Consider the following 23034-nt stretch of genomic DNA (forward strand, 5'->3'; position numbering starts at 1 on the left):
GCAGGATTATCGGAGAAATACCATGTCTTACGCAGTAATCGTTACCGGCGGCAAGCAGTACAAAGTCGCTGAAGGTGAATTCCTCAAGATCGAGAAACTGGAAGTCGCCACTGGCGAATCCGTGACCTTCGATCGCGTTCTGCTGGTCGCCAACGGTGAAGAAGTCACCATCGGCGCTCCAGTTGTTGCTGGTGCTAAAGTAGTGGCCGAAGTCGTTTCGCAAGGCCGCCACGACAAGGTTCGCATCATCAAGTTCCGTCGTCGTAAGCACCACATGAAGCGCATGGGCCACCGCCAGTGGTTCACTGAAATCAAAATCACCGGTATCCAGGCTTAATCGCCCCGATCCCCTGAATTTATTGGAGAATTGAACCATGGCTCACAAGAAGGCTGGTGGTAGTACTCGTAACGGTCGCGACTCAGAATCGAAACGCCTTGGCGTGAAGATGTATGGCGGTCAGGTCATCAAGCCTGGCAACATCATCGTCCGTCAGCGCGGCACCGAATTCCACGCTGGCTACGGCGTTGGCATGGGCAAGGATCACACCCTGTTCGCCAAGATCGAAGGCGTGATCAAGTTCGAGAAGAAAGGCGAGTTCATGCGCCGTTACGTGAGCATCGTCGCCGCTTAATCGCGACGTCGCTCCAGAAGCCCCGTCATGCGACGGGGCTTTTTCGTTTGTGGTGAGCCTCTTGCAAAGCTGTTTGAATGGGCTGCCGGCGTTGGTTTCTGGTTCGTACGGGGCCGCCGCGCTCATCTTTGCAAGAGCCTCATGGTTTTCTGGTTTTCGACTCGTCGTCCGACGAGAGGCGGTTTTGAATGAAGTTTGTAGACGAAGTATCGATCCGGGTAAAAGCCGGTGACGGCGGCAACGGTTGCATGAGCTTCCGCCGCGAGAAATTCATCGAGAACGGTGGCCCCAACGGCGGCGACGGCGGTGACGGCGGCTCGGTGTACATGGTGGCCGACGAGAACCTCAACACCCTCGTCGACTACCGCTATACCCGCCACCACGAGGCCCAGCGCGGCCAGAACGGCGGCAGCACCGATTGCACCGGCAAGAAAGGCGAGGACCTGTTCCTGCGCGTGCCGGTCGGCACCACCGTGATCGACGCCTCCACCCAGGAAGTGATCGGTGACCTGGTCACCCCGGGCCAGAAGCTGATGGTCGCCCAAGGCGGCTGGCACGGCCTGGGCAACACCCGTTTCAAGTCGAGCACCAACCGTGCGCCGCGCCAGACCACTCCAGGCAAGCCGGGCGACCAGCGCGACCTGAAGATGGAAATGAAAGTCCTGGCCGACGTCGGTCTGCTGGGCCTGCCGAACGCCGGCAAGAGCACCTTCATCCGCTCGGTCTCGGCCGCCAAGCCGAAGGTCGCCGACTACCCGTTCACCACCCTGGTGCCGAACCTGGGCGTGGTCAGCGTCGACCGCTGGAAGAGCTTTGTCATCGCCGACATTCCTGGCCTGATCGAGGGCGCCTCCGAAGGTGCTGGTCTGGGTATTCGCTTCCTCAAGCACTTGGCCCGTACCCGCGTGCTGCTGCACCTGGTCGACCTGGCGCCGCTGGATGGCAGCAGCCCGGCCGACGCCGCCGAAGTGATCATCAACGAGCTGGCGCAGTTCAGCCCGGCGCTGGTCGACCGTGAGCGCTGGCTGGTGCTGAACAAGGCCGACATGATCATGGACGACGAGCGTGACGAGCGCGTCAAGGAAGTGGTCGAGCGCCTGAACTGGGATGGCCCGGTGTACGTGATCTCGGCTATCGCCAAGCAGGGCACCGAGAAGCTCAGCCATGATCTGATGCGCTACCTCGAAGACCGCGCCGACCGCCTGGCCAACGACCCGGTCTACGCCGCAGAGCTGGCCGAGCTCGACCAGCGCATCGAAGACGAAGCCCGTGCCCAGCTGCAGGCCCTGGACGACGCCCGCACCCTGCGTCGCACCGGCGTCAAGAGCGTGCACGACATCGGCGACGATGACGACTGGGATGATTTCGAGGACGACGAAGACGGCCCGGAAATCATTTACGTGCGCGACTGATCGGTTGCAGTACACTAAACGCCGCTCTCTGGAGCGGCGTTTTTGTATCCAAGGTATCTACAGATTCGACATAGGTTGGAAGAGAAGATGCGAAGCAAGGTGACTGGCGCCAAGCGCTGGGTCGTGAAGATCGGCAGCGCGCTGCTGACCGCCGACGGCAAGGGCCTCGACCGGGGCGCCATGGCGGTTTGGGTCGAGCAGATGGTGGCCCTGCGTGAAGCGGGCGTGGAACTGGTGCTGGTCTCCTCCGGGGCCGTGGCGGCGGGCATGAGCCAGCTGGGCTGGACCACGCGACCGAGCGCGATGAACGAGCTGCAGGCCGCCGCCTCGCTCGGCCAGATGCGCCTGGTGCAGGCCTGGGAGTCGAGCTTCGGCGAGCACGGCAAACACACCGCGCAGATCCTGCTGACCCACGACGACCTCTCCGACCGCAAGCGTTACCTCAACGCCCGCAGCACCCTGCGTACCCTGGTCGACCTGGGCGTGGTGCCGGTGATCAACGAGAACGACACCGTGGTCACCGATGAGATCCGCTTTGGTGACAACGACACCCTGGCGGCGCTGGTGGCCAACCTGGTGGAAGCCGACCTGCTGGTGATCCTCACTGACCGTGACGGCATGTTCGACGCCGATCCGCGCAACAACCCCGAAGCCCAGCTGATCTACGAAGCCCGCGCCGACGACCCGTCGCTGGACGCCGTGGCCGGCGGCACTGGCGGCGCCCTGGGCCGTGGCGGCATGCAGACCAAGCTGCGCGCCGCGCGCCTGGCCGCCCGTTCCGGTGCGCACACCATCATCATCGGTGGTCGTATCGAGCGCGTGCTGGACCGCCTGAAGGCCGGCGAACGCCTGGGCACCCTGCTGTCGCCTGAGCGTGGCATGCTCGCCGCACGCAAGCAGTGGCTGGCCGGCCACCTGCAGACCCGTGGCACCCTGGTGCTCGACAACGGTGCCGTGAAGGCGCTGCGCGAATCGAACAAGAGCCTGCTGCCGGTTGGCGTGAAGACCGTGCAGGGCAGTTTCCGCCGTGGCGAGATGGTGGTCTGCGTCGGTCCCGACGGCCTGGAAGTGGCCCGTGGCCTGGCCAACTACAGTGCCCTGGAGGCGCAGAAGATCATCGGCCAGCCGTCCGATGCCATCGAGAGCCTGCTGGGCTACAGCGCCGAGCCTGAGCTGGTGCACCGCGACAACCTGGTGTTGGTCTGAAGGAGATGCAAGTGCTTAAAGGATTGATTGCTGCCGCCGCGCTGGCGCTGCCGCTGCTGGCCGGGGCCGAGGAAATCGGCCAGGTGTCCACCGTGTTCAAGTTCGTCGGGCCGAATGACCGCATCGTGGTCGAGGCGTTCGACGACCCGAAGGTCGATGGCGTGACTTGCTACCTGTCGCGGGCCAAGACCGGCGGCCTGAAAGGTGGGTTGGGACTGGCTGAAGACCGTGCCGAAGCGTCGATTGCCTGCCGTCAGGTTGGGCCGATCCAGTTCAAGGGTGAGCTCAAGGATGGCGAGGAGGTGTTCAAGGAACGCACTTCGCTGGTGTTCAAGACCATGCAGGTGGTGCGTTTTCTCGACAAGAAGCGCAATACGTTGGTGTACCTGGTGTACAGCGACCGCGTGATCGAAGGCAGCCCGCAGAATGCGGTGACGGCGATTCCGATCGTGCCTTGGGCTCAACAGTAACAGCCGGTTGAAATGATCGCGGGGCAAGCCCGCTCCCACAAGGCTCTGTGGGAGCGGGCTTGCCCCGCGATGCTTTTCGGTTTGAATCAGGCCAACTCCTCGGCCTCATCCTCGCGCACGATCGCCTTCACCTCATCGCGACGGCTGATGTACTTCCAGTCCGCCTCGTCGATGTAGATGCCATTCGGCCCGCTGCCACCTTCCAGATCGATTGCCACCCGCGCCGACACCTGCGGCTTCACGCTCGCCAGGATCGGCACGAAGCCCAGCTGCTGGCTGGTTTCCAGCAACGCCGCCTGGTTGCGTTCGTCGATGTCCGCTGCCTCGTCGAGGTAGTACGGCAGGCGAATGCGCCCGGCCAGGTCGCGGTCCATCAGGTGCAGCAACAAATACATGTTGGTCAGCGCCTTGATGGTCATGGTGGTGCCGTTGGACGCGGCGCCATCGATGTCGGCATGAATCACCGGCTGGCTGTTGATCTTGGTGATCTCGAAGGCCAGTTCGAACAGGTCCTTCAGGCCCAGCTGGTTGTGGTTGGCCGCCACCAGCCGCGCCAGATACTCCTTGGCCTCTTCGTTCTTGTGGTCCTGCTCGGCGCTCTGGGTCAGGTCGAATACCGACAGGGTCTCGCCCTCCTCGTACTGGCCGGCGCTGTGGATGATCTGGTCGATGTGCTTGAGCGCTTCCTTGTTCGGTGCCAGGACCACGCGGAAGCTCTCCAGGTTCGATACCTGGCGCTTGTTGATCTCGCGGTTGAACAGCGCCAGCTGGTGCTCGAGGCTGTCGTAGTCGCTGCGGATGTTGCGCAGGGTCCGGGCGATGTCGGTGACTGCCGCGCGGCGGGCCTTGGCCAGGGTCAGCGCTTCCTCGGTGCGGTGCGAGTAGGCGTTGATCAGCAACTGCAGGCGGCGCTCCATGTCGTCTTCGCTGTCGAACTTGGCCACGCCCTTCAGGCGCACCTGGGCGTACAGCGCCTCGATCTGGTTGTCCACACGCTGCAGGGCCTGCCAGCTGTCCTGGTAGTCGTTGAGCAGCGGCAGCAGGTTGTCCATGGAGTCGTCGATGGCTTCCATGAACGGCGTGCCGAACGGCAGGTCGGCCGGCAGCAGCTGGCGACGGCGCAGGGCGTCTTCCAGGGTGCGCTGCTTGGCTTCGAGGTCGGCGATCTGCCGGCCCACCAGTTGCAGCTTGGCCGACAGCTGCTGGACGCGCTCGGTGAAGGCGTCGCTGGAGCGCTTGAGCTCGTCCTGGGCCGCTTCCAGCTGGCCCAACTGCTCCATTTTTTCCGGCTCTTCGGCGGCCAGGGTCTCGGTGCGGCGGAAGTCCTCCAGGGCCTTCTGCGCGTCCAGCACCTGCTGGTACAGCGCCTCGGTCTGCGCCTTGCTGGCGGCGCGGTCGAGGGCCACGGCCTGCTGGGTCTTGAGCTGCTTGAGCTCTTTCTCCAGGCGTTCCTTCTGGTCGCGCAGGGCGGCGCGGTCGGCCAGGGCCTGCAACGCGGGCGGGTCGATGTGCGAGATGTCGATGGACAGGCCAGGCACTTCGAAGCGCTCGCCCTTGAAGCGGTTGAGCACGCCTTCCAGGGTTTTCACCCAGACGTCGCTGTCGTCCAGCTCGATGCCGCGGTCACCCATCGGCAGGCTGAACAGCGCGCCGTTGAACAGGCGCATCAGGCGGTCCACGTCCTGCTGCGAGAACTCTTCGCGCAGGCGGGCGTAGCTGTTGTTGTCGGCGTGGTCGAGCTGCTGCTTGACCGCCTTCACACGCTTCTCAAGGTCGCGCACGCGCTCGTCGAGGTCTTCGGCGGAGAACTGCCGCGACTGGGCCAGGGCGCCGGCCAGTTCGTCGTGGGCGTCCTTGGCGGCCAGCAACTGCTGCTCCAGTGCCTTGACATCGGTGACCAGGGCGAAGCGGTGCTTGAGCACCGACAGCTCGCCCAGCCAGCGCTGGATACCGGTGATCTCGCGCTCCAGGCGCATCAGCTCCTGGGTGCCGCCGCGCTGGTCGTTCTGCAGGCGGTCCTGCTCGCCACGGTAGTGCTCGGATTGGATTACCAGCTCTTCCTTGCGCGCCATGGCGTATTCCTGCCAGGTGCCCAGCAGGTTGTCGAGCAGCGGCGAGATGCGGTGCAGCTTGCCGCGCAGGATGTCGCGCTGGGCCACGCCGCCGGCCAGGGCCTCGACCAGCGGGCCGGCAGCCACCAGGGCGTTGTAGTCGCCCTCCATGCGGCGCACGTCGCGGAACGCCTCTTCACAGGCGGCGATGTAGTCGACGCTACCTGAACGCAGGCTGTGTTCGAAGGCGTCGAGGAACAGCTGCTTGAGCTTGGCGGCAGTGATTTCGCGCATGTGCAGCAGGTTGATGAACAGCGCGCGGAAGGTCTTCAGGCTCTGTTCGCTGGTCGAGCGCAGCGGGATCAGGGTCAGGTCCAGCGGCACCGAGGTGTGGCCGCCGACCAGCAGCCGGCGCAGTTCGTCTGGCTTGAGCTCGTAGGCCTTGAGGCCATGGCGTTCGAGGTTGGTGAACAGCTCCTTTTGGCGCAGGCAGGTGTCGTCTTTCTGGTAGTGGGCCAGGTCCAGCTCGCCTTGATAGGCGAAGAACTGGTGGCCGAAGCCGCCGCCCGGTCCGCGGCCGACCACGCCGATCACGTGGGGGCCGTGGGGCAGGTTCAGTTCGGTCAGGATGTAGCTGGTGTCGCTGGCGAAGTAGAAGCGCCGCGACTGCTCCAGGCTGTACTTGCCAAAGCTCATGTCGGACATGCGCGCCAGGATCGGGAACTGCAGCGCGTTGATCGACGCCGATTTACCCAGGTTGTTTGCGCCATAGACCGACAGCGGGTGTTCCAGGGGGAACAGGCCGAGGCTGTAGCCGGCGGTGTTGAGCAGTGCGAAGCGGCGGATGCCGTAGCGTTCCTGGCTCATGCGTCAATCTCCTGTTGCTCTTCGCGGATCGCCCGGGCCAGGGCATCCTCTTCGCTTTCCTCGCCGTCGAACGGGGAGAGGTCGAGCGGGTCGTCGGTGCGGTTGAGTTCTTCGGGCGTCTCCTCCACCACCAGCACGGGTACCGGCAGCGGCAGGTCGCTGTGCAGGGTCGCGGCCAGGTCGCGGTCCTGCTGGACCGACAGGCAGACGTCGAGAAAGCGGTGCATCGGCGGCAGGAAGCGGTAGATGCCGCCTTCCTCATGGGCAAAGCCGAGCTGGCTCATGCGGCGCATGATCTTTTCTTCGAGCTCGTCGACGGTCTGCACTTCGGCCTGCAGGAACAGGTCGCGGTACTTGTCCAGCAGTGACGGCAGTTCGTCACGGCCGATGCTGCCACCGTCGAGCACGGCCATCGGGTCGCGCCCCTGGTCGGCGAGGTGCTCGACCAGGATGAAGGTGAACAGCGACAGGCGCTGGGCGGTCTTGTTGACCTGCGCGGCGGCCTGCTCGGGGACGAAGTAGTAGAAACCGCGGGTATCGCACACCAGCTCGAAGCCCAGGGCCTTGAACAGGGTGCGGTACTGGTCCTGGAAGTTCGACAGCTGGGCGTACAGCTCCGGGTCGCGGCGGCTGACGTGGAAGCCCTTGAACAGCTCGCGGAAGATCGGCGCGAGCTGGGACAGTTCGGAAAGATCAAGATGCATGGGTGGGGCTCGCGGTGGATTCTGTCGTGGTCGCCGGCTTGTCGCGGCTGGAGGTCAGGGCGAAGGAGCGCAGGCTGACCAGGTGTTCGCGGGTGAGGTATTGCTGGCGATCGAGGCGTTCGCGGCTGAAGCGCTTTTCGCGCGACAGGCGCGAGAACCAGTACAGCAGTTCGTCGGTGGCGCCTTCAGGCTCCTGCTCCAGCAGCCAGACCATCAGGTCCGGCAGCGGCAGGGCGTCTTCGCAGCGCTCGAGCATTTCCTTGACCGTGCGCGGGGCGCGGGGCAGCGGGCCCTTTTGCGTCTTGTGCGCCTTGGGGAAGCGCGCGGGCTTGGGCTCGAAGCGGGCCAGGGCGTAGACGTAGGCCTCGACCTGGCTGGCGCTGCCGAGGAAGGTGCTCTGCGGGCGGGTGAACAGCGGCATGGCGGCCTGGGGCACGGCGTCGATGCCCTTCTTGCGGATCACCGACAGGGCCAGCGCGGCGCCTCGGGTAACCGCGTTGTGCCGGCGCGCCTCTTCACGCAGCGGCAGCAGCAGTTCGCGGGCGTGGCGCAGGGTCAGCTGGGCGCTGGTCTGCATCTCGAGGATGCGCGCGTGGGTGCGCAGCAGCATGTCGTCGTCGACCAGATGCCCCAGGCGCGCCTGCTCGCCCAGCAGCCGCAGCAGCACGGTCTCGACCTTGCGCACGCCCTGCTCGAAGGCGCCATCGGCGTTGACCAACTGGATCATCGGCTCGACGTATTCGTCCCAGGTCGCCAGTACTTCGGCGTAGCGCTGGCGCAGGGGGATCTGGCGGTTGCTGGTCTTGGCTCGCTCGGCCACGGCCACCAGCGCCTGCTCGTCGTTGTCGAGCTTCTTCAGTACATCGCGCACGCGCATGTCGAGCAGGCGCAGCTGGCGTGCCAGGTCGTCGCTGTCGCGGTTGTCGAAGGCGTCCTGGATATGCCCGGCCAGACGCTCCAGGTGGCGCAGGTAGGCCTCGATCTCCAGGCACAGGCCCAGCCGGTGCTCGCGGCGCAGGTAGGCGAGGAAGTCGTGGATCTGCGCGTTGAGCTCGAAACGGTTGGGGCTTTTGGCCACCGGGACCAGGATGTCCAGGCGGATCCACACGTCAAGCAGCTGGGTGATGTCCTGCGGGGTGCTTTCCACCTGCTGGCGGGCCAGTTGCTGGCGCAGCTCGACCAGGCTCAGGGTGCCCTGGTCGAAGCGCTCGCACAGCGGCTCGATCAAGGCCCAGTGTTCGGCTAGGGCGCGCAGGACGCGCTTGGGTTCGATCATTGGCGGGTCGACTCGTTGCCAAATAAAAGCGGCGATTGTACTGCATCCGGGGGGGAGGATTTCACCCCTTGGTCTGTTATGGGGATAACCCTGATGCTCAAGGGGGGATTCACCGGCCCACCAAGGGGCGTGGGAGCACGATGACCGACAATCTGTTGCGGCGCATCCAGGTCAACAGCGTTAGAATGCCCGACTGTTTCGACTATCCACCGGATACCCGCGCCTTGCTGATCGAGTCCCGCCGCCGCGCCTACCTGTCCGCCATGCAAGTGGTGCACTGGCTGCCGCGCGCCGAACTGCCGTTCGCCGCGCCGTCGCGGCCAGAGCTGCTGTTACCGGTGGCGCCGGTCGATGAGGTTGACTTCGAGGTGAGACCGGCCGCTCCTGCAGCTGCGCCGAGCGTCACCCCGGCAGTCCCGCAGGCGCGTGCCGAGCGGCCGAAGATCGAGATCCCGCGCCCGGGCAGCGCGCCGAAACCCGCCGCCAAGCCGATCGAGGCCGAGGCAGAGCCCCCCGCGCCGCGTCCGGCGCCTGTGCCACCGCCACGCTTCGCCCTGCAGTTGCTGCGTGCCGGCGACTGCCTGTTGCTGGTGGAGCTGGCCACCGGCCAGCCGTTGCAGAGTCGCGACCCGTCCTACCTGCTGCTCAAGGACATGCTACGCGCCGCCGGCCTGCCGGACGCCCCGCAGATCATTGGCGAGCCAGTACGCTGGCCGTTGCTGATGCGCGGCAACATGGACCAGGGCCCGGACGCCGCCCGGGACTTTGTCCAGGGCTTTATCGCCGCGCGCCTGGAAGAGGCGCCGTGCGCCTGCCTGTGGCTGATCGGCCTGCCGGCCATTCGCTTCGCCGGCCAGGCCGACGACGAAGCCTATTACCGAGAACTCAAGGTCGACCTGCTCGGCGATGCCTGGGCCTTGCCCGGCCTTGAACTGTTGATGGACGAGCCGCAACGCAAGGCGGACGTCTGGAAAGCCATGCGCCAGCTGATGGCGCGCTGGAAATGTGTTGAATGAGTGACTCGATCAGTTTCCGCCCGGCGACCGAGGCGGATCTGGATACCCTGCTGAAGATCGAATATGCCGCCTTCAGCCATCCCTGGACCCGCGGCATCTTTCAAGATGCACTGAAGTCCTACGAAGTGTGGCTGATGTTCGACGGCCAGCAGCAGGTCGGCCACGGCGTGATCAACGTGATCATCGATGAGGCGCACCTGCTCAACATTACCGTCAAGCCGGAAAACCAGGGCTGTGGCCTGGGCCTGCGCCTGCTCGAACACCTGATGGCGCGGGCCTACCAGCTCAATGGTCGTGAGTGTTTCCTGGAAGTGCGCGCCAGCAACCAGTCGGCGTATCGCTTGTACGAGCGCTATGGCTTCAATGAAGTCGGTCGGCGCCGTGACTACTATCCGATGGCGGGTGGGCGGGAAGATGCGCTGGTGATGGCCTGTACGCTGCTCGAAGATTGATTTCGCGAGCTGTCTTGTAGTGGGGCCGCTACGCGGCCCCTTGTGCAAGTGACTCAGATCTCTGGGTGCTGCACTTCGATTGGTTTACGCAGATCTCGCAAGCTGCGCGTCACCGCCCCGGTATTGCACTTGGCCGCCGCCTGCTCCGGAGTCATCTCGCGAATGGTGCGGTAGAACAGTTCGCAGGTCTGCTTCTTCTGGGTGACCTGCCACTTGCTGGTGCAGGCATCCAGGGTGAGCTTGGCATCGGCCTGGGGGTTGCGCCCCATGCCGGCCTGCCAGCAGGCTGCGGAGAGGTCCTGGCCCATCATCTTCAAACCGGCCGCGTCGGCCTTGTCCTGGTCGCCGTCGTAGCTTTCCGGGTCGGCGGCGTACCAGATCGCGCTCGGGTGGTTGGCGCCGAGCACGGGCACCTTGGCGCTGTTGGTCTCGGGGCTGATGCTCACCAGGCCGAGCACGTTGACCTTCGGCCCATACTGCTGCTGGATCCAGGCCCGTACCGGCGCGCCGAACGCGACCATCGGCAAGGCGCCTTTGCCGTCGTGGGTCAGGGCCACTTCCTTGACCATGCGCACCTGGTAGTCGCTGAAGTAGCTGTAGACCCCTTCCAGGTCCTTGCCGGCGCTGGCCGGCGCGGCGATCGGGGCGATATCGACGATGGTCTGGTAGGCCGGGGTCTGGGTAGCCTCGACACCATTGAAGGTCAGAAGCTCCGCCCAGCGGTCGGTGGTGTTGGACTTGAGGTAGTCCTGGTAGCGGGTCAGCGAATAGTCCGGCGGGAAGTGCAGCAACTCGATGCTGCGGCGATTCTCCAAGGCCATGCCCAGGGGCAGGAACAGGTACCAGCTATAGTCCCAGCCGCCTTTCTGGTTGAGGCGGGTGGCGCCCTGGTAGGCCAGCTCGCCGCTGTCGAGCAGCTTGCGCAAGGGTTCGGCGTAGTTCGCCGGCACGTCGGTGATGCTGGCGTGCAGCTTGTCGTTGTCGCGGTTCACCGTGACCTTGGCATTGGCATAGCCGTCGCGCTGCACGCTCTGGGTGAGGTAGTGCTCGACGGTCTGTTCGAGTGTCCAGTCTCGGTAGCAGATCACGTTGCAGTTGTTGGGGTAGGCGAACAGCCGGGTGACCCGCTGGACATCGCCCAGGTCGATCTGCGCGTCGGCCATGGCCAGGCCGCTGAAGGCGAGGGCGGCCAGGCCCGATACAGCAATCTTGTGCATGCTTAACTCCTTGTCAGTGGCCGCCAGGACGGCGGACCGCCCATGGTGGATGAAGAGGTGGGGGAATGAAAAGCGCCAGGATATGGCTATTGGCTAGCGTGCTGGTCGGGCTGGGTACGGTCCAGGCCGATGAACGCGATGTGTGGATGTTCGCCCAGTGGGCCGGGGACCACGAGAACCGCCGGTTCCGTGAAATGCTGGTGGACGCCCGGCTGTATGGCGTGGTGCCGATCCATCAGTTGCTGCGCTCGGCCTCGGACTGGCGGCTGTGCAAGGCTTCACCCTTCGCGGTGCCGCCGGCGAGCCATTGGCCGGCGGTGCGCTCGACGCTGGCCTTGATCCAGACCCTGGACCAGCAGGGTGTCCTGCGTCAGTTCGAAGTGGTGTCGGCCTACCGCGATCCCCGGCTCAATGCCTGTGCCGGCGGCGCGCCGAGCAGCGCGCACATGCGCGCCTTCGCCGTCGACCTGCTGCTGCCGTCCTGGGCCGACCCGAACCCGCTGTGTCGTTTCTGGCAGCAGCACGGCCAGGCCTGGAACATGGGGCTTGGCCGCTACCCCTCGGGGCGCATCCATATCGACACGGCCGGCTATCGCACCTGGGGCGGCGATGGCGGGGCCGGTTCGTCGTTCTGCAGCAAGCCCAGGTGAGCGAGGCAGATACGGCATTCTTGACCGACCCACTGGGCGAAGCGCTGGCGCTTGCTGCCGTCGTCCAGTGGTAGCGGGCTGAGCAGGTGATAGCTGGAGCCGTCGCGCAAAAAGCCGAAAGGGGCCTCCATCTGGCCGTTGCTCAGCTCATCGCACACCATCAGTGCCGAGGCGATGGCCATCCCCATGCCGGCGCTGGCGGCCTGCAGCGACAGGTAGAAGTGCTCGAAGTCGCTGCGTGTCCTGTGCGGGAGGTGCTGGCCGCTCAGGCGCAGCCACGTCGCCCAGGCATCGGGGCGAGTACTGCTATGGAGCAGGCGTTGGCCGTTGAGGTCTGGCCTTGCTACCGGCCCGATCCACTCATCGCAGATTTTCAGGCTGTGCAGTTGACGATCCCAGTGGAAGTCGTCCCGGCGCAGTGCCAGGTTGATGCCGCCACGGGCGAAGTCCACCGGCCCGCCGGCCGCCACCAGGTGCAGTTGCAGGTCGGGGTGTGCGGCGTGAAAGCGCGGCAGGCGCGGGATCAGCCAGCGCATGGCGATGGTCGGCTCGCAGGAGACCACCAGCACGTTGTCTTCAGCCTGCTGTTGCAGGCGCTGCACGGCACCCTCCAATTGCTCGAAGATCGACTGGGTGGTGCTGTGCAGCTCGCGCCCGGCGGGGGTGAGAAAGATTGCCCGGTTGCGCCGTTCGAACAGTGCCACGCCGAGGCTTTCCTCGAGCAGGCGCACTTGGCGGCTGACGGCGCCGTGGGTGACATGCAGGTGTTCGGCGGCGCGCACGAAGCTTTCAGTGCGGGCGGCGATGTCGAAGTAGCGAAAGGTGGTAAGGGGAGGCTGTTTCATGGGCTGGCCTGTTCTGGCTTTATCGCGGGGCAAGACCACTCCCACGAGTGCAGCGTGAAGCACGCGTGGGAGCGGGCTTGCCCCGCGATAGGCCAGTCGATTCAATGCAGATAGGTGAGTAAAACTAGCAGATCAGCCAGACTATAAATCGATTTTTACTCGTTCCAGGTAACAGGATAATCCCATCTTCCGTGAATTTTCATCGAGGATCCCTGTTTGTGAACGAACTCATCGCCGTAGCCCTGTTCACCATCCTGGCCGTCATCAGTCCTGGTGCCGACTTCGCCATGGTTACCCGCAGCAGTTACGCGCAAGGCCGCAAGGCCGGTCTCGCCGCTGCGGCGGGCATTGCCCTGGGCGTGCAAGTGCATGTGCTGTACACCGTGCTCGGCATCGCCGTGATCATCAGCCAGAGCCCGACCCTGTTCCTGGCCATGAAGATGGTGGGGGCGGGCTACCTGGTGTACCTGGGCTATAAGTCGCTGACCAATACCACGCGCATCAGCCTCGACGGCCTCGCGCACAGCAAGGTCAGCGTGGCGAGCGCGTTGCGCACGGGCTTTTTGACCAACGCACTGAACCCCAAGACCATGCTCTTCGTGGTCAGTGCCTACACCCAGGTGGTACAGCCCGGCAGCCCGCTGGCGATGGACTTCGCCTATGGCGCGTTCATGTCGTTTGCCCATTGGGTGTGGTTCAGCCTGGTGGCGGTGTTCTTCTCCAATCACCTACTGCGTCGGGCGATGATCGAGCGGCAGGTGGTGGTTGATCGGATCATTGGCGTAGCGTTGATCGGGCTGGGGTTTGCCGTTGCGGTCGCAGGTGTTCGTTAGGCTTTGTATGAAAAGTGCCTACGCGACGATCATGCTGCGTTGAAAACAGGCTCGGAATGCTCATTTTCAGCTAGCAAAGTCGAGCGCGACTCTGAGCGTTCCTCGCCTGTTTTCGCCTTGCCTGATCGCCCTCGGCGATTCTCGTGCAAACCCTAGGCCGCGCGTGCAAGGGATTGTGTCCTGGTATGGCTCCATGCTAATGATAGATATTCCTATTTGCGTCTGGCTTGCCTTGTGTCCGACCCCGCAACTGACCTCTATCGCGCCAATCACCGCTGGCTCTGCGCCTGGCTGTACAGGCGGCTGCATTGCCCTCACGATGCGGCTGACCTGGCCCAGGATACCTTCCTGCGTGCGTTGCATGCGCCGCAGTTGAACAGCATCGGCCAGCCCAAGGCGTTTCTGGCCACGATCGCGCGGCGTCTGCTGAGCAATCTGTATCGACGCCGGGCCCTCGAGCAGGCCTATCTGGATGAGCTGGCCAGCCTGCCTGAGCACTGCCATCCCTCTCCCGAGGAGTTGGCCCTGGTGCGCGAGGCCTTGGCCGAGATCGATCGCTTGCTCGATGGTCTGCCAGTGCGTGCGCGTCAGGCTTTCATTCTGCATCGGCTGGAAGGTCTGAGCCAGCCGGTCATCGCCGAACAGTTGGGAATTTCGCTGGCCACGGTAGAGCGTGACTTGCGCCGGGCTTTCCTGCACTGCCTGGGGCTGACGTCATGACGGATCTCGAGCAGGCTACCCGCGACGCGGTGGACTGGCTGCTGCTGCTGGAGCGTCTGCCGCCGGAGGATGCGGCCCACGCCAGCTTCCGCCATTGGCTGGCGCAGCTGCCGGTGCATCAGGTGGCCTGGCAGCGCGTCAATGGGGTGCTGGCGGCGCCGGTGGCCGATCTGCGTTGCAGCGGTCAGTTGCCAATGGCCGCACGGGCCCTGCGCAGTGGTGCGCAGGTTTCGCGGCGCCGGCTCGTCGGAGGAGGGCTGGCCGGGCTGCTGCTCACGCTGGGTGGTGGTGCTTGGCTCAACCGTCTGGCGCCGCTGGATCAACTGTTCGCCGACTTGCGCACGGGGACCGGTGAGCGGCGAAGCTTCACGCTGGATGACGGTAGCCGGGTCACGCTGGATGCCCGCAGTGCGGTCGATGTGAGGTTGGCCGGCACGCAGCGCGAGCTGTACCTGGAGGCCGGTGCCTTGCTGCTCCACGCAGTTGCGCAGGCGGGCAGGCCAATGACCGTGCGCTGCCGCGACGGCCAGTTGCAGTGCAATGACGCGACCTTGTTGTTGCGCCAGCAACAGGAAGCGACCGTGCTCAGCGTGCAGCAGGGCTCCGTGCTGCTCACCGCCGGGCAGGGCGACAACCGATTGCTGCAGGCCGGCCAAGTGGTGCGTTTCGACCGTCAGCGGATCGATGCCCAGGCGGCATCGTTGTGGTCGCGCAGCACCTGGGCACAAGGTTATCTCGAGGTGCGTGACGAACCGTTGGGCGAGGTGTTGGAGGCCTTGCGACCTTACCGGGCCGGATTGCTGCGCATCAGCCCGCAGGCGGCGCGTTTGCGTGTCTACGGCAGCTTCCCGCTGGCCGATGTGGAGCGCACCTTGCTGGCGCTTGCGCAGACGCTGCCGATCGAGGTTTCCAACACTGGTTTCTGGTTGACACGTATCGAAATGAAAAACGCGTGAGGGGATTGCGAGTCTGGCGTGTCCTGTCTGCAACATCCACTCACTTCGAGCGACACCCATGTCCAACCTTGTCTTTCGTCCCAGTGTTCTGGCCCTGGCCATTGCGCTGGGTAGCAGTGGCCTGATCGCTTCACTCCAAGCCGCCGAATCGGTCAACAGCCTGTACAGCTACGACATCGCCCCAGGGCCGCTGGGTGACACGCTCGCGCGCATCGCCCGCGAGGGGGGGCAGGTACTGTCGGCGGATCCGGCCTTGGTGCGGGGCCATCTGGCGCCTGCCATCCGCGGGCAGATGAGCAGCCGTGAGGCTGCTGAGCAAGCACTGCTCGGCAGCGGTCTGGTCCTGAGCATCACCCCGGGTGGTGCGTGGAGCCTGCAGCCCTCGTCGAGTGGCAATTCGCTGGAGCTGGCGCCGACCCAGGTCGACGGGCGCGGCGCGGAAAGTGCCTGGGGACCGGTTGAGGGATACGTGGCCAAGCGTACCGGCACGGCCACCAAGTCCGACACGTCCGTGCTGGAGGTGCCGCAGACCGTCAACATCGTCACCGCGCAGCAGATCACCGCCCAGGGGGCGCAGAGCGTGACCGAGGCCTTGCGCTACACCCCAGGCATTACCGGTGGTGGCTTTCCGGATCGGGTCGGCCTGTTTGACGAGGTCACCTCGCGTGGCTTCCTGCCGGCCCCCTTGTACCTCGATGGCCTGCACCTGCCGTATGGCAATGGCAGCACCGGCGGCGCGATGCAGATCGATCCCTACACCCTGGAGCGCATCGAGGTGCTCAAGGGGCCGGCCTCGGTGCTTTACGGGCAGAACCAACCGGGTGGCATCATCAACATGGTGTCCAAGCGCCCTACTGCCACACCCGTGCACGAGATCGTGTTTGGCGGTGGCAGCCAAGATCGGCGCTACGGTGCTTTCGACTTCGGTGGGCCACTGGATCCACAGGGGCAGTGGCTGTATCGCCTGACCGGTACCGTCACCGACAAGAACGGTGAGATCGACTACGTCGAGCAGAAGCGTTACATGCTCGCCCCCAGCCTGACCTGGATGCCCAACGAGCAGTTGACCCTGACCCTGTACGGCCACTTCCAGAAAGACAACGACGTGCCTGAAGCCCAGGGGCTGCCGGCCGCCGGCACGGTCTTCAACACCCCGAACGGACGTATCAAGCGCAGCACCTTCATCGGTGAGCCCGGCCTGAACAGTTACGACCGTGATCAGTACAGCCTCGGTTATGAAGTGAGCTACGTGCTAAACGATATCTGGACGCTGCGCCAGAACACCCGTTACGCCGCGGTAGACGACCGCTACGTCGCCCCGTTGCACGGCTATCGTTTCGTCACCAACCCCAGGACCGGGGCCGACGACCAGCGCTACATGACCCGCTTTGGCGTGGACTGGGCGCAGAACAACAAGGTGCTGGGCATCGATAACATCGCCCAGGCGCGCTTTGCCACCGGGGATGTCCAGCACACCGTGCTGATCGGTGTAGACCGCTATCACTCCAACTCCAAGTTTCTCGGCCGCTACGACTACAACGCGCCGGCCATTGACCTGTATGACCCGGTCTATGGCCAGCGGCCGAACTACGTCAATCCGAACCGCTGGGACAACACCGTCGACCAGACCGGCCTGTACGTGCAGGATCAGCTCGACTGGGGGCGTTGGTTCCTCACCGTGGGTGGGCGCTACGATTGGGCCAAGACCGACAACCGCCAGCCGCTGGCGGGTACCCGCAGTGGCAGCCGCGATGAGCAGTTCAGCGGCCGCGCGGGGCTGGGCTACAAGTTCGACAACGGTGTCACGCCTTATGTGAGCTACGCCGAGTCGTTCCAGCCGCTGAGCGGTACCGACGCCGAGGGCAAGCCGTTCGAGCCTTCGACCGGCAAGCAGTATGAAACGGGGATCAAGTACCAGCCCGTGGGGCAGGAGAGCTTTGTCCAGCTGTCGGTATACCAGATCGACCAGCAGAACGCTTTGACCAGCAACCCCGGCAACCCGACCTACAGTAACCAGTCCGGGGCTCTGCGCTCGCGGGGCGTGGAGCTGGAAGGCAAGCTCAACGTGGCCAGCGACCTGAACGTGATCGCCTCGGTGGCGCGCAACCAGGTCAAGTTCACCAAGGACAACGATGGCCGCGAAGGCCGGCACATGGCTGGGACGTCTCCCCTGACCGCTTCGCTGTGGGTGGACTATCAGGTGCGTGGCGACACACCATGGCGCGGGGTGGGCGCAGGTATCGGCGCTCGCTACGTGCGGGGCAGTGACGGCACGGACATCGCCGAGGAGCACTTCGTGACGCCGTCCTACACGGTATTCGACGGCATGCTGTCCTACGACTTTGGCGAGTCGCCGCTGCAGGTTCGTGGCCTGAAGCTGAAACTGAACATGCACAACCTGGAAGACCGTAAGTACATCAGCAGCTGCACCACCGAGCTGGACTGCTATTACGGCGAAGGGCGCACCATGACCACGGACCTGACCTACAACTGGTAAGGTCTGCGCCACCTGCCTGGATGTTCAGGCAGGTGGCGCGGGTGGCTGGTTTTTTCGCGGGCAAAGAAAAAGGGCTTATCTTTCGATAAGCCCTTTTAAAAGGTGGTGGCTACACAGGGACTTGAACCCCGGACCCCAGCATTATGAATGCTATGCTCTAACCAACTGAGCTATGTAGCCAACTTGGCGCGCATTATTAGCTCGAATCGCGATCCTGTCAACAACGTTTTCAAAAAAATTTTCCAACCTTTCAAACGCTTAGCCGGGAAGGGCGCCTCAGCGCACGATCAGCCAGTGGCCGAGCAGGCTGTGCAGGCGCAATTGCTGATCGGCGGCCAGGCGCTCGAGGCTCTGCGCCGGGTGGTCGAGGTCGAAGTCACCGCTGACCCGCTGATAGGCTGCTTGCTCGTTCATCATCCAGACACGCTGGCCACGGTAATCGGCCAGGCGCTCCAGCACTTCGCTCAACGGCAGGTTCCTGGCCTTCAATTGGCCGTTGCGCCAGGCATCGGCCAATTTGGCATCGATCTTTTCGACCGGATTGATACGGCTTTCGCTGAACGTCACCCGTTCACCGGCATTCACCAGGCGCTGGTCGCCACCCTGCAGGACCGCGGCCTTGCCGCTGAGCACCACCAGTTCGTCGTACTCGGCATGGCGGGCGATCTGCAGGCGAGTGCCGAACACCTGGATCCGGGTGTCATCGACCTGCACCTCCATGGCCCGGCCATCGAGCATCACCTCCAGGTAGACCTGGCCCTGCACCAGATGCAACTGGCGCGTGCGGCCACGCAGGTCGACATTTATCGCGCTGGCGCTGTCCAGGTGCAGGGTCGAGCCGTCGGCCAGGCGCACGCTGCGGCGTTCGCCGCTGTCGGTGTGCAATTCGCTGCCCAGGCGCTGCATCAGCGGCCAGTAAAGCCAGGCGAGTGCCGCCACCAGCATCAGGAACAGCAGCGCCAGGCACAGCCCGGCACGGCTGCGGCGCACCTTGGCGACCCGTGGTCGTGGCCGGGCTGCCGGCACCTGCAACTGCTGCCAGTAAGCTTCGAGCTGGGCATACGCCCTGGCGTTGAGCGGGTCCTGGCACCAGTTGGCGAACGCCTGGCGCAGGGCCTCGTCACAGCCGGGTTGGCGCAGGCGCGAGAACCAGTCCAGGGCTTCCTGCTCGGGGTCGGGTGTGGGCTGCAAGGCGGGCATCGGGCTCATGGGATCGGTCTGCTCGCAGAGGGCGGGCGGTTTCGCCCAGCGTTCACAGGGAAGAGGAGAAAGGATGCTAAATATATTGAGAATTATTTACAAGTACGTGTCGGATGGAAGGCTCGCGCAAATAAAAAGGTAGCTTCGTATCTATTTGTTTCACGATAATCGGATCCCAACCCGCAGACGGACATCCAGCCCATGGCCATCAGCAGCACACCGACTTCCAGCGCGAGTAGCCCGGCAAACCCGGCCACGCCGCTGGTGATGAGCATCATTGGTTTCTGCGCCCTGGCGCACCTGATCAACGACCTGATCCAGGCCGTGCTGCCGGCGATCTACCCGATGCTCAAGGCCAACTACAACCTGAGCTTCGCCCAGATCGGCCTGATCACCCTGACCTTCCAGATCACTGCCTCGTTATTGCAGCCGTGGGTGGGCTTCTTCACCGACAAGCGGCCCACGCCGAACCTGTTGCCGTTGGGCACCCTGTGCACCCTGGTGGGGATCGTGATGCTGGCCTTCGTTGGCAGCTTCCCGATGATCCTGCTGGCCTCGGCGCTGGTGGGCATCGGCTCCTCGACCTTCCACCCGGAGACCTCGCGCATTGCCCGGCTGGCCTCGGGCGGGCGCTTCGGCCTGGCCCAGTCGAGCTTCCAGGTCGGCGGCAACGCAGGCTCCGCCCTTGGCCCATTGTTGGCGGCGGCAATCGTCATTCCCTTCGGGCAGACCCACGTGGCCTGGTTCGGCGTGGCCGGGCTGTTCTTCTTTGCCGTGACCCTGATGCTGCGCCGCTGGTACAAGGAGCACCTGAACCAGGCCAAGGCGCGCAAGGCGGTGCAGGCCACCCACGGCATCTCGAGCCAGCGGGTGATCATGGCCTTGGTGGTGCTGGGCCTGCTGGTGTTTTCCAAGTACTTCTACATGGCCAGCTTCACCAGTTACTTCACCTTCTACCTGATCGAGAAGTTCCAGCTGACGGTGGCCAGTTCGCAGCTGCACCTGTTCCTGTTCCTCGGCGCGGTGGCGGCGGGCACCTTCTTTGGCGGGCCCATTGGTGACCGCATCGGGCGCAAGGCGGTGATCTGGTTCTCGATCCTGGGTGTGGCACCGTTCACCCTGGCGCTGCCCTATGCCGACCTGTTCTGGACCACCGTGCTCAGCGTGGTGATCGGCTTCGTCCTGGCTTCGGCGTTCTCGGCCATCGTGGTGTATGCCCAGGAGCTGGTGCCGGGCAATGTGGGGATGATCGCCGGGATCTTCTTCGGGCTGATGTTCGGGTTTGGCGGGATCGGCGCGGCGCTGCTGGGGTATGTGGCCGACCTGCGTGGGATCGAGTATGTGTACGGGGTTTGCTCGTTCCTGCCATTGTTCGGGTTGCTGGCGGTGTTCTTGCCTTCCACCGGCAAGCGCTGAGAGGGTAGGGGCGCTGTGCGCCCCTTTCGCCGCCGCGACAAGCCGGCGCCCAGACGTTTGCGCTCAGGTGTCTTGCCTGCGCGATGCTTTTGAGGTATCAGCGCTTCATGCCTAGCTCGGCATCATCCATCAGCGCCTTGGCCAGCGCGCTCAGGTAATACGACGCCCAGAGCAGCTGGGGCTTTTCCTCCATGATCCCGGTGATGGTCAAGTCGCGCACGCAGCCCATCAACTCCGAGGCCTGATCGCGGGCGTGCTGGCAAGGGATGCCGGGTTCGATGCAGAACAGCGGGTCGGTCATGCCTTCGCCCTGGTAGAACTTGGTCTTGCCGACGGTGGTGTGGATGTCGTCTGTGGTCATGGTTGTTCTCCCTGAAATGGTCGGTGCCTGTGCGGGCGCCATCGCGGGGCAAGCCCGCTCCCACGCCAGGACTTCGCAGTACTTGGCTACGTGGGAGCGGGCTTGCCCCGCGATCTGGCTTAATGCAGCGTCGGTGCCTGTGCCGGCATCTGTACTTGGATCAACGCCGCTTCGAGCAACACACGCAGCGACTCCATCTCATGCATCGACGCCATCATCAACACGGCGGCCGGCGACCTGGGCTTGAGCTGCACGGCATGATGGGCCACGGTCAACGCGCACAGGGCGTACTCGTTGGCCTGGATGAGGGTGTCTTCGAGGGAATGAGGGTTGTGGGGTGGATCTGGAACGATCTTAAGCATGGTCAAGGTCCTGTTCGTGGATAGGGACCACCACCGGTTGCTGTCAAACAAGAAGGTGGCAGCTGTACATGGGTTGACAGACCGGTGAACAAGACCAGAAACCGGCGCACACGAGGTGCCCCACGCACAGCCGCCATAAAGCAGCGCCATGCGGTTTGTTCAGAGCGGCCTGTCAAAGCCGGTCGCTGATTTTGCAGCGACCGCCCGAGACTAGAGGCCAACCCAGAGCACCGCAATGGCTTGAAAGGGCTTGGGAGTATGTTTGGGAAATGGACTACAGGGAATAGGGAAAGTCTTAAAAAATCACCACTTCTCCGCTCAAGACTTTCAGCGGGCGTTGTAACGCGGCGGCACCCACAGAGAGGGCGAAGCCACTGTGGCGATTGACGGTCCGGATCACCTTGGCCTAGAGTGCCGCCTCCTCAATTCCTGCGTAGCCGATGCAATGCGCCGTACCCGTAGCCTCCGCCCACACCGCCAGCCTGTCGCCCCGACAGCGCGCCGCGCGTGGCCGAGCGACACGGTGCTCAAGCGTCGACGCAGCGTGCTGTTCGCCTTCACCTTCTCGCCACACCTTGCCCTGAACTGATCCGCGCCCCTGCGTAGCGCGCCTTCCCGGCGTGACGGCGGGCGCCTGCGTTCGAACATCTTTCAGCGGATTTTCCAGTCGGCCAGGGCCAGAGCCCCTGTGCGCCGGCTTGCAAGGAGTGGTACATGAACATGCGTTTGCTGGCGGGCCTGTTGTTCGCCGTGTCGGTGGTCGGTTTCAGCCTCGGGGCGAGCCTGCCGCTGGTGTCGTTGCGCCTGCACGAGGCGGGGGCGGGGACGATGGAGATCGGCATCATCTCGGCGATCCCGGCGGCGGGCATGATGCTTTCGGCGTTCATGGTCGATGCCTGCTGCAAGTACCTGACCCGCCGCGTCATCTACCTGCTCAGCTTCAGCCTGTGCACCCTGAGCATCGCCTTGCTCGAGTGGGCCTTCGACTCGATGCTGTGGTTGGCGCTGCTGCGCCTTGGGCTGGGCATCGGCATGGGCATCGCGATCATCCTTGGCGAGTCGTGGGTCAACGAGCTGTGCCCGGAGCACAACCGCGGCAAGATCATGGCACTGTACGCCACCAGCTTCACCGGCTTCCAGGTACTTGGCCCAGCGTTGCTGGCGCTGCTGGGCGCCAATAGCCCATGGCTGACCGGCGTGGTCACCCTCTGTTATGGCCTGGCCTTGCTGTGCATCCTGTTCACCGTGCCCAACGATCATGTCGCGCATGAGGAAGACGCCAAGAGCTTCGGCCTGGCCGGTTTCTTCCGTGTGGCCCCGGCCTTGTGCGTGGCGGTGCTGTTCTTCTCGTTCTTCGATGCCGTGGTGCTGTCGCTGCTGCCGGTGTATGCCTCCAGCCATGGTTTCGCCGTGGGCGTGGCGGCGCTGATGGTGACCGTGGTGTTCGCCGGCGACATGCTCTTCCAGCTGCCGCTGGGCTGGCTCGCCGACCGGGTCGAGCGTACCGGGCTGCACCTGGTGTGCGGGCTGGTGGCGATGAGTATCGGCATCGCCTTGCCCTGGCTGCTGCAGATGACCTGGCTGCTGTGGCCGCTGCTGGTGGTGCTCGGCGCGGTGGCGGGGGGCATCTATACCTTGGCGCTGGTACTGATCGGGCAGCGCTTCAAAGGCCAGGACCTGGTCACGGCGAACGCCAGCGTCGGCTTGCTGTGGGGCGTCGGCAGCCTGGTCGGGCCGCTGGTCAGCGGCGCGGCGATGGACGTGGCGCCCCATGGCTTGCCCATGGCGCTGGCGCTGATGGCGGGGCTGTTCGTGTGCTTCGCCCGCCAGGCCTATCGCCGGGCGGGCAAGCTTCAGGCGGTGGCGGACTGACCCCCAGCCATCGCGCGGC

22 protein-coding genes and 1 tRNA gene are annotated in these 23034 nt (G+C 64.4%); 14 read left to right on the forward strand and 9 right to left on the reverse strand.

Annotation, left to right across the window (positions count from 1 at the left end):
- The first annotated feature begins 22 nt into the window (after window positions 1-22).
- The 5 genes from rplU (at window position 23) to KHO27_RS25865 (ending at window position 3720) form a co-directional block, all read left to right on the forward strand.
- The gene (gene rplU / locus KHO27_RS25845; RefSeq protein WP_003247466.1) at window positions 23-337 is read left to right on the forward strand and encodes a 50S ribosomal protein L21; all 315 of its coding nucleotides are present in this window, start codon (window positions 23-25) and stop codon (window positions 335-337) included.
- Between the two features lie 37 nt (window positions 338-374).
- Window positions 375-632 carry a 50S ribosomal protein L27 gene (gene rpmA / locus KHO27_RS25850; protein WP_003247464.1) on the forward strand — a complete coding sequence of 86 codons (258 nt, stop codon included), beginning with the start codon at window positions 375-377 and terminating at the stop codon, window positions 630-632.
- Window positions 633-820: 188 nt separating this feature from the next.
- Entirely contained in the window at window positions 821-2044 is a 1224-nt protein-coding gene (gene cgtA, locus KHO27_RS25855; RefSeq protein WP_110702509.1) for an Obg family GTPase CgtA, read from the forward strand.
- Between the two features lie 87 nt (window positions 2045-2131).
- Window positions 2132-3250, forward strand: coding sequence for a glutamate 5-kinase (gene proB, locus KHO27_RS25860; RefSeq protein ID WP_110702511.1), 1119 nt, complete (start codon window positions 2132-2134; stop codon window positions 3248-3250).
- Between the two features lie 5 nt (window positions 3251-3255).
- Entirely contained in the window at window positions 3256-3720 is a 465-nt protein-coding gene (locus KHO27_RS25865; protein WP_110702513.1) for a CreA family protein, read from the forward strand.
- Window positions 3721-3806: 86 nt separating this feature from the next.
- Here the strand turns inward: KHO27_RS25865 and mksF are convergent, their stop codons facing one another.
- From mksF to mksB, 3 genes are read right to left on the reverse strand one after another with little or no spacing between them, the layout of a single operon-like run.
- Entirely contained in the window at window positions 3807-6638 is a 2832-nt protein-coding gene (gene mksF / locus KHO27_RS25870) for an Mks condensin complex protein MksF (protein WP_214500978.1), read from the reverse strand.
- Complete coding sequence (gene mksE / locus KHO27_RS25875; protein WP_110702515.1) at window positions 6635-7342, reverse strand: Mks condensin complex protein MksE; 708 nt, start codon at window positions 7340-7342, stop codon at window positions 6635-6637. The genes mksF and mksE overlap by 4 nt, the downstream gene beginning before the upstream one ends.
- Window positions 7332-8618 carry an Mks condensin complex protein MksB gene (gene mksB, locus KHO27_RS25880; protein WP_094010318.1) on the reverse strand — a complete coding sequence of 429 codons (1287 nt, stop codon included), beginning with the start codon at window positions 8616-8618 and terminating at the stop codon, window positions 7332-7334. Before mksB ends, mksE begins: the two co-directional genes overlap by 11 nt.
- Window positions 8619-8842: 224 nt before the next feature.
- On the opposite strand from mksB, the gene KHO27_RS25885 reads away from it, so the two are divergent.
- Together KHO27_RS25885 and rimI are read left to right on the forward strand one after the other, a co-directional pair.
- Entirely contained in the window at window positions 8843-9634 is a 792-nt protein-coding gene (locus tag KHO27_RS25885) for an energy transducer TonB (protein ID WP_110703097.1), read from the forward strand.
- Complete coding sequence (rimI, locus tag KHO27_RS25890; protein WP_046857177.1) at window positions 9631-10086, forward strand: ribosomal protein S18-alanine N-acetyltransferase; 456 nt, start codon at window positions 9631-9633, stop codon at window positions 10084-10086. Before KHO27_RS25885 ends, rimI begins: the two co-directional genes overlap by 4 nt.
- 53 nt (window positions 10087-10139) lie before the next feature.
- Here rimI and KHO27_RS25895 read toward each other — a convergent pair whose 3' ends face one another.
- Window positions 10140-11303, reverse strand: a complete 1164-nt coding sequence (locus tag KHO27_RS25895) for a hypothetical protein (protein ID WP_214500979.1) — start codon at window positions 11301-11303, stop codon at window positions 10140-10142.
- 65 nt (window positions 11304-11368) lie between these two features.
- On the opposite strand from KHO27_RS25895, the gene KHO27_RS25900 reads away from it, so the two are divergent.
- Window positions 11369-11953 (forward strand): D-Ala-D-Ala carboxypeptidase family metallohydrolase, encoded by a 585-nt coding sequence (locus KHO27_RS25900; RefSeq protein ID WP_178081989.1) that lies wholly within the window; start codon window positions 11369-11371, stop codon window positions 11951-11953.
- On the opposite strand, the gene KHO27_RS25905 is transcribed toward KHO27_RS25900, so the two are convergent.
- Window positions 11893-12798 carry a LysR substrate-binding domain-containing protein gene (locus KHO27_RS25905; RefSeq protein WP_214500980.1) on the reverse strand — a complete coding sequence of 302 codons (906 nt, stop codon included), beginning with the start codon at window positions 12796-12798 and terminating at the stop codon, window positions 11893-11895. The genes KHO27_RS25900 and KHO27_RS25905 overlap by 61 nt on opposite strands.
- A gap of 218 nt (window positions 12799-13016) precedes the next feature.
- On the opposite strand from KHO27_RS25905, the gene KHO27_RS25910 reads away from it, so the two are divergent.
- The 4 genes from KHO27_RS25910 (at window position 13017) to KHO27_RS25925 (ending at window position 17804) form a co-directional block, all read left to right on the forward strand.
- Window positions 13017-13631, forward strand: coding sequence for a LysE family translocator (locus tag KHO27_RS25910; protein ID WP_110702521.1), 615 nt, complete (start codon window positions 13017-13019; stop codon window positions 13629-13631).
- Between the two features lie 234 nt (window positions 13632-13865).
- On the forward strand, window positions 13866-14351 hold the full coding sequence (locus KHO27_RS25915) for a sigma-70 family RNA polymerase sigma factor (protein WP_178081990.1): 486 nt from the start codon (window positions 13866-13868) through the stop codon (window positions 14349-14351).
- Window positions 14348-15307, forward strand: a complete 960-nt coding sequence (locus tag KHO27_RS25920) for a FecR domain-containing protein (RefSeq protein ID WP_214500981.1) — start codon at window positions 14348-14350, stop codon at window positions 15305-15307. Before KHO27_RS25915 ends, KHO27_RS25920 begins: the two co-directional genes overlap by 4 nt.
- Before the next feature lie 58 nt (window positions 15308-15365).
- On the forward strand, window positions 15366-17804 hold the full coding sequence (locus KHO27_RS25925; RefSeq protein WP_110702527.1) for a TonB-dependent siderophore receptor: 2439 nt from the start codon (window positions 15366-15368) through the stop codon (window positions 17802-17804).
- Between the two features lie 103 nt (window positions 17805-17907).
- On the opposite strand, the gene KHO27_RS25930 is transcribed toward KHO27_RS25925, so the two are convergent.
- A tRNA-Met gene (locus KHO27_RS25930) sits at window positions 17908-17984 on the reverse strand.
- Window positions 17985-18080: 96 nt separating this feature from the next.
- Window positions 18081-19004 (reverse strand): FecR family protein, encoded by a 924-nt coding sequence (locus KHO27_RS25935; RefSeq protein ID WP_214502021.1) that lies wholly within the window; start codon window positions 19002-19004, stop codon window positions 18081-18083.
- 201 nt (window positions 19005-19205) lie between these two features.
- On the opposite strand from KHO27_RS25935, the gene KHO27_RS25940 reads away from it, so the two are divergent.
- The gene (locus tag KHO27_RS25940) at window positions 19206-20420 is read left to right on the forward strand and encodes an MFS transporter (RefSeq protein ID WP_214500982.1); all 1215 of its coding nucleotides are present in this window, start codon (window positions 19206-19208) and stop codon (window positions 20418-20420) included.
- A gap of 97 nt (window positions 20421-20517) precedes the next feature.
- On the opposite strand, the gene KHO27_RS25945 is transcribed toward KHO27_RS25940, so the two are convergent.
- Both KHO27_RS25945 and KHO27_RS25950 read right to left on the reverse strand, forming a co-directional pair.
- The gene (locus KHO27_RS25945) at window positions 20518-20781 is read right to left on the reverse strand and encodes a DUF3077 domain-containing protein (protein WP_110702533.1); all 264 of its coding nucleotides are present in this window, start codon (window positions 20779-20781) and stop codon (window positions 20518-20520) included.
- 119 nt (window positions 20782-20900) lie between these two features.
- The gene (locus KHO27_RS25950) at window positions 20901-21143 is read right to left on the reverse strand and encodes a hypothetical protein (RefSeq protein WP_110702535.1); all 243 of its coding nucleotides are present in this window, start codon (window positions 21141-21143) and stop codon (window positions 20901-20903) included.
- 714 nt (window positions 21144-21857) lie between these two features.
- Between KHO27_RS25950 and KHO27_RS25955 the strand changes: the two genes are divergently transcribed.
- Complete coding sequence (locus tag KHO27_RS25955; RefSeq protein ID WP_214500983.1) at window positions 21858-23015, forward strand: MFS transporter; 1158 nt, start codon at window positions 21858-21860, stop codon at window positions 23013-23015.
- The last annotated feature ends 19 nt before the right edge of the window (window positions 23016-23034 follow it).

Origin of the sequence: Pseudomonas sp. RC3H12 (genome assembly GCF_018596375.1) — a bacterium.
In the GTDB taxonomy this organism is placed as follows: Bacteria; Pseudomonadota; Gammaproteobacteria; order Pseudomonadales; family Pseudomonadaceae; genus Aquipseudomonas.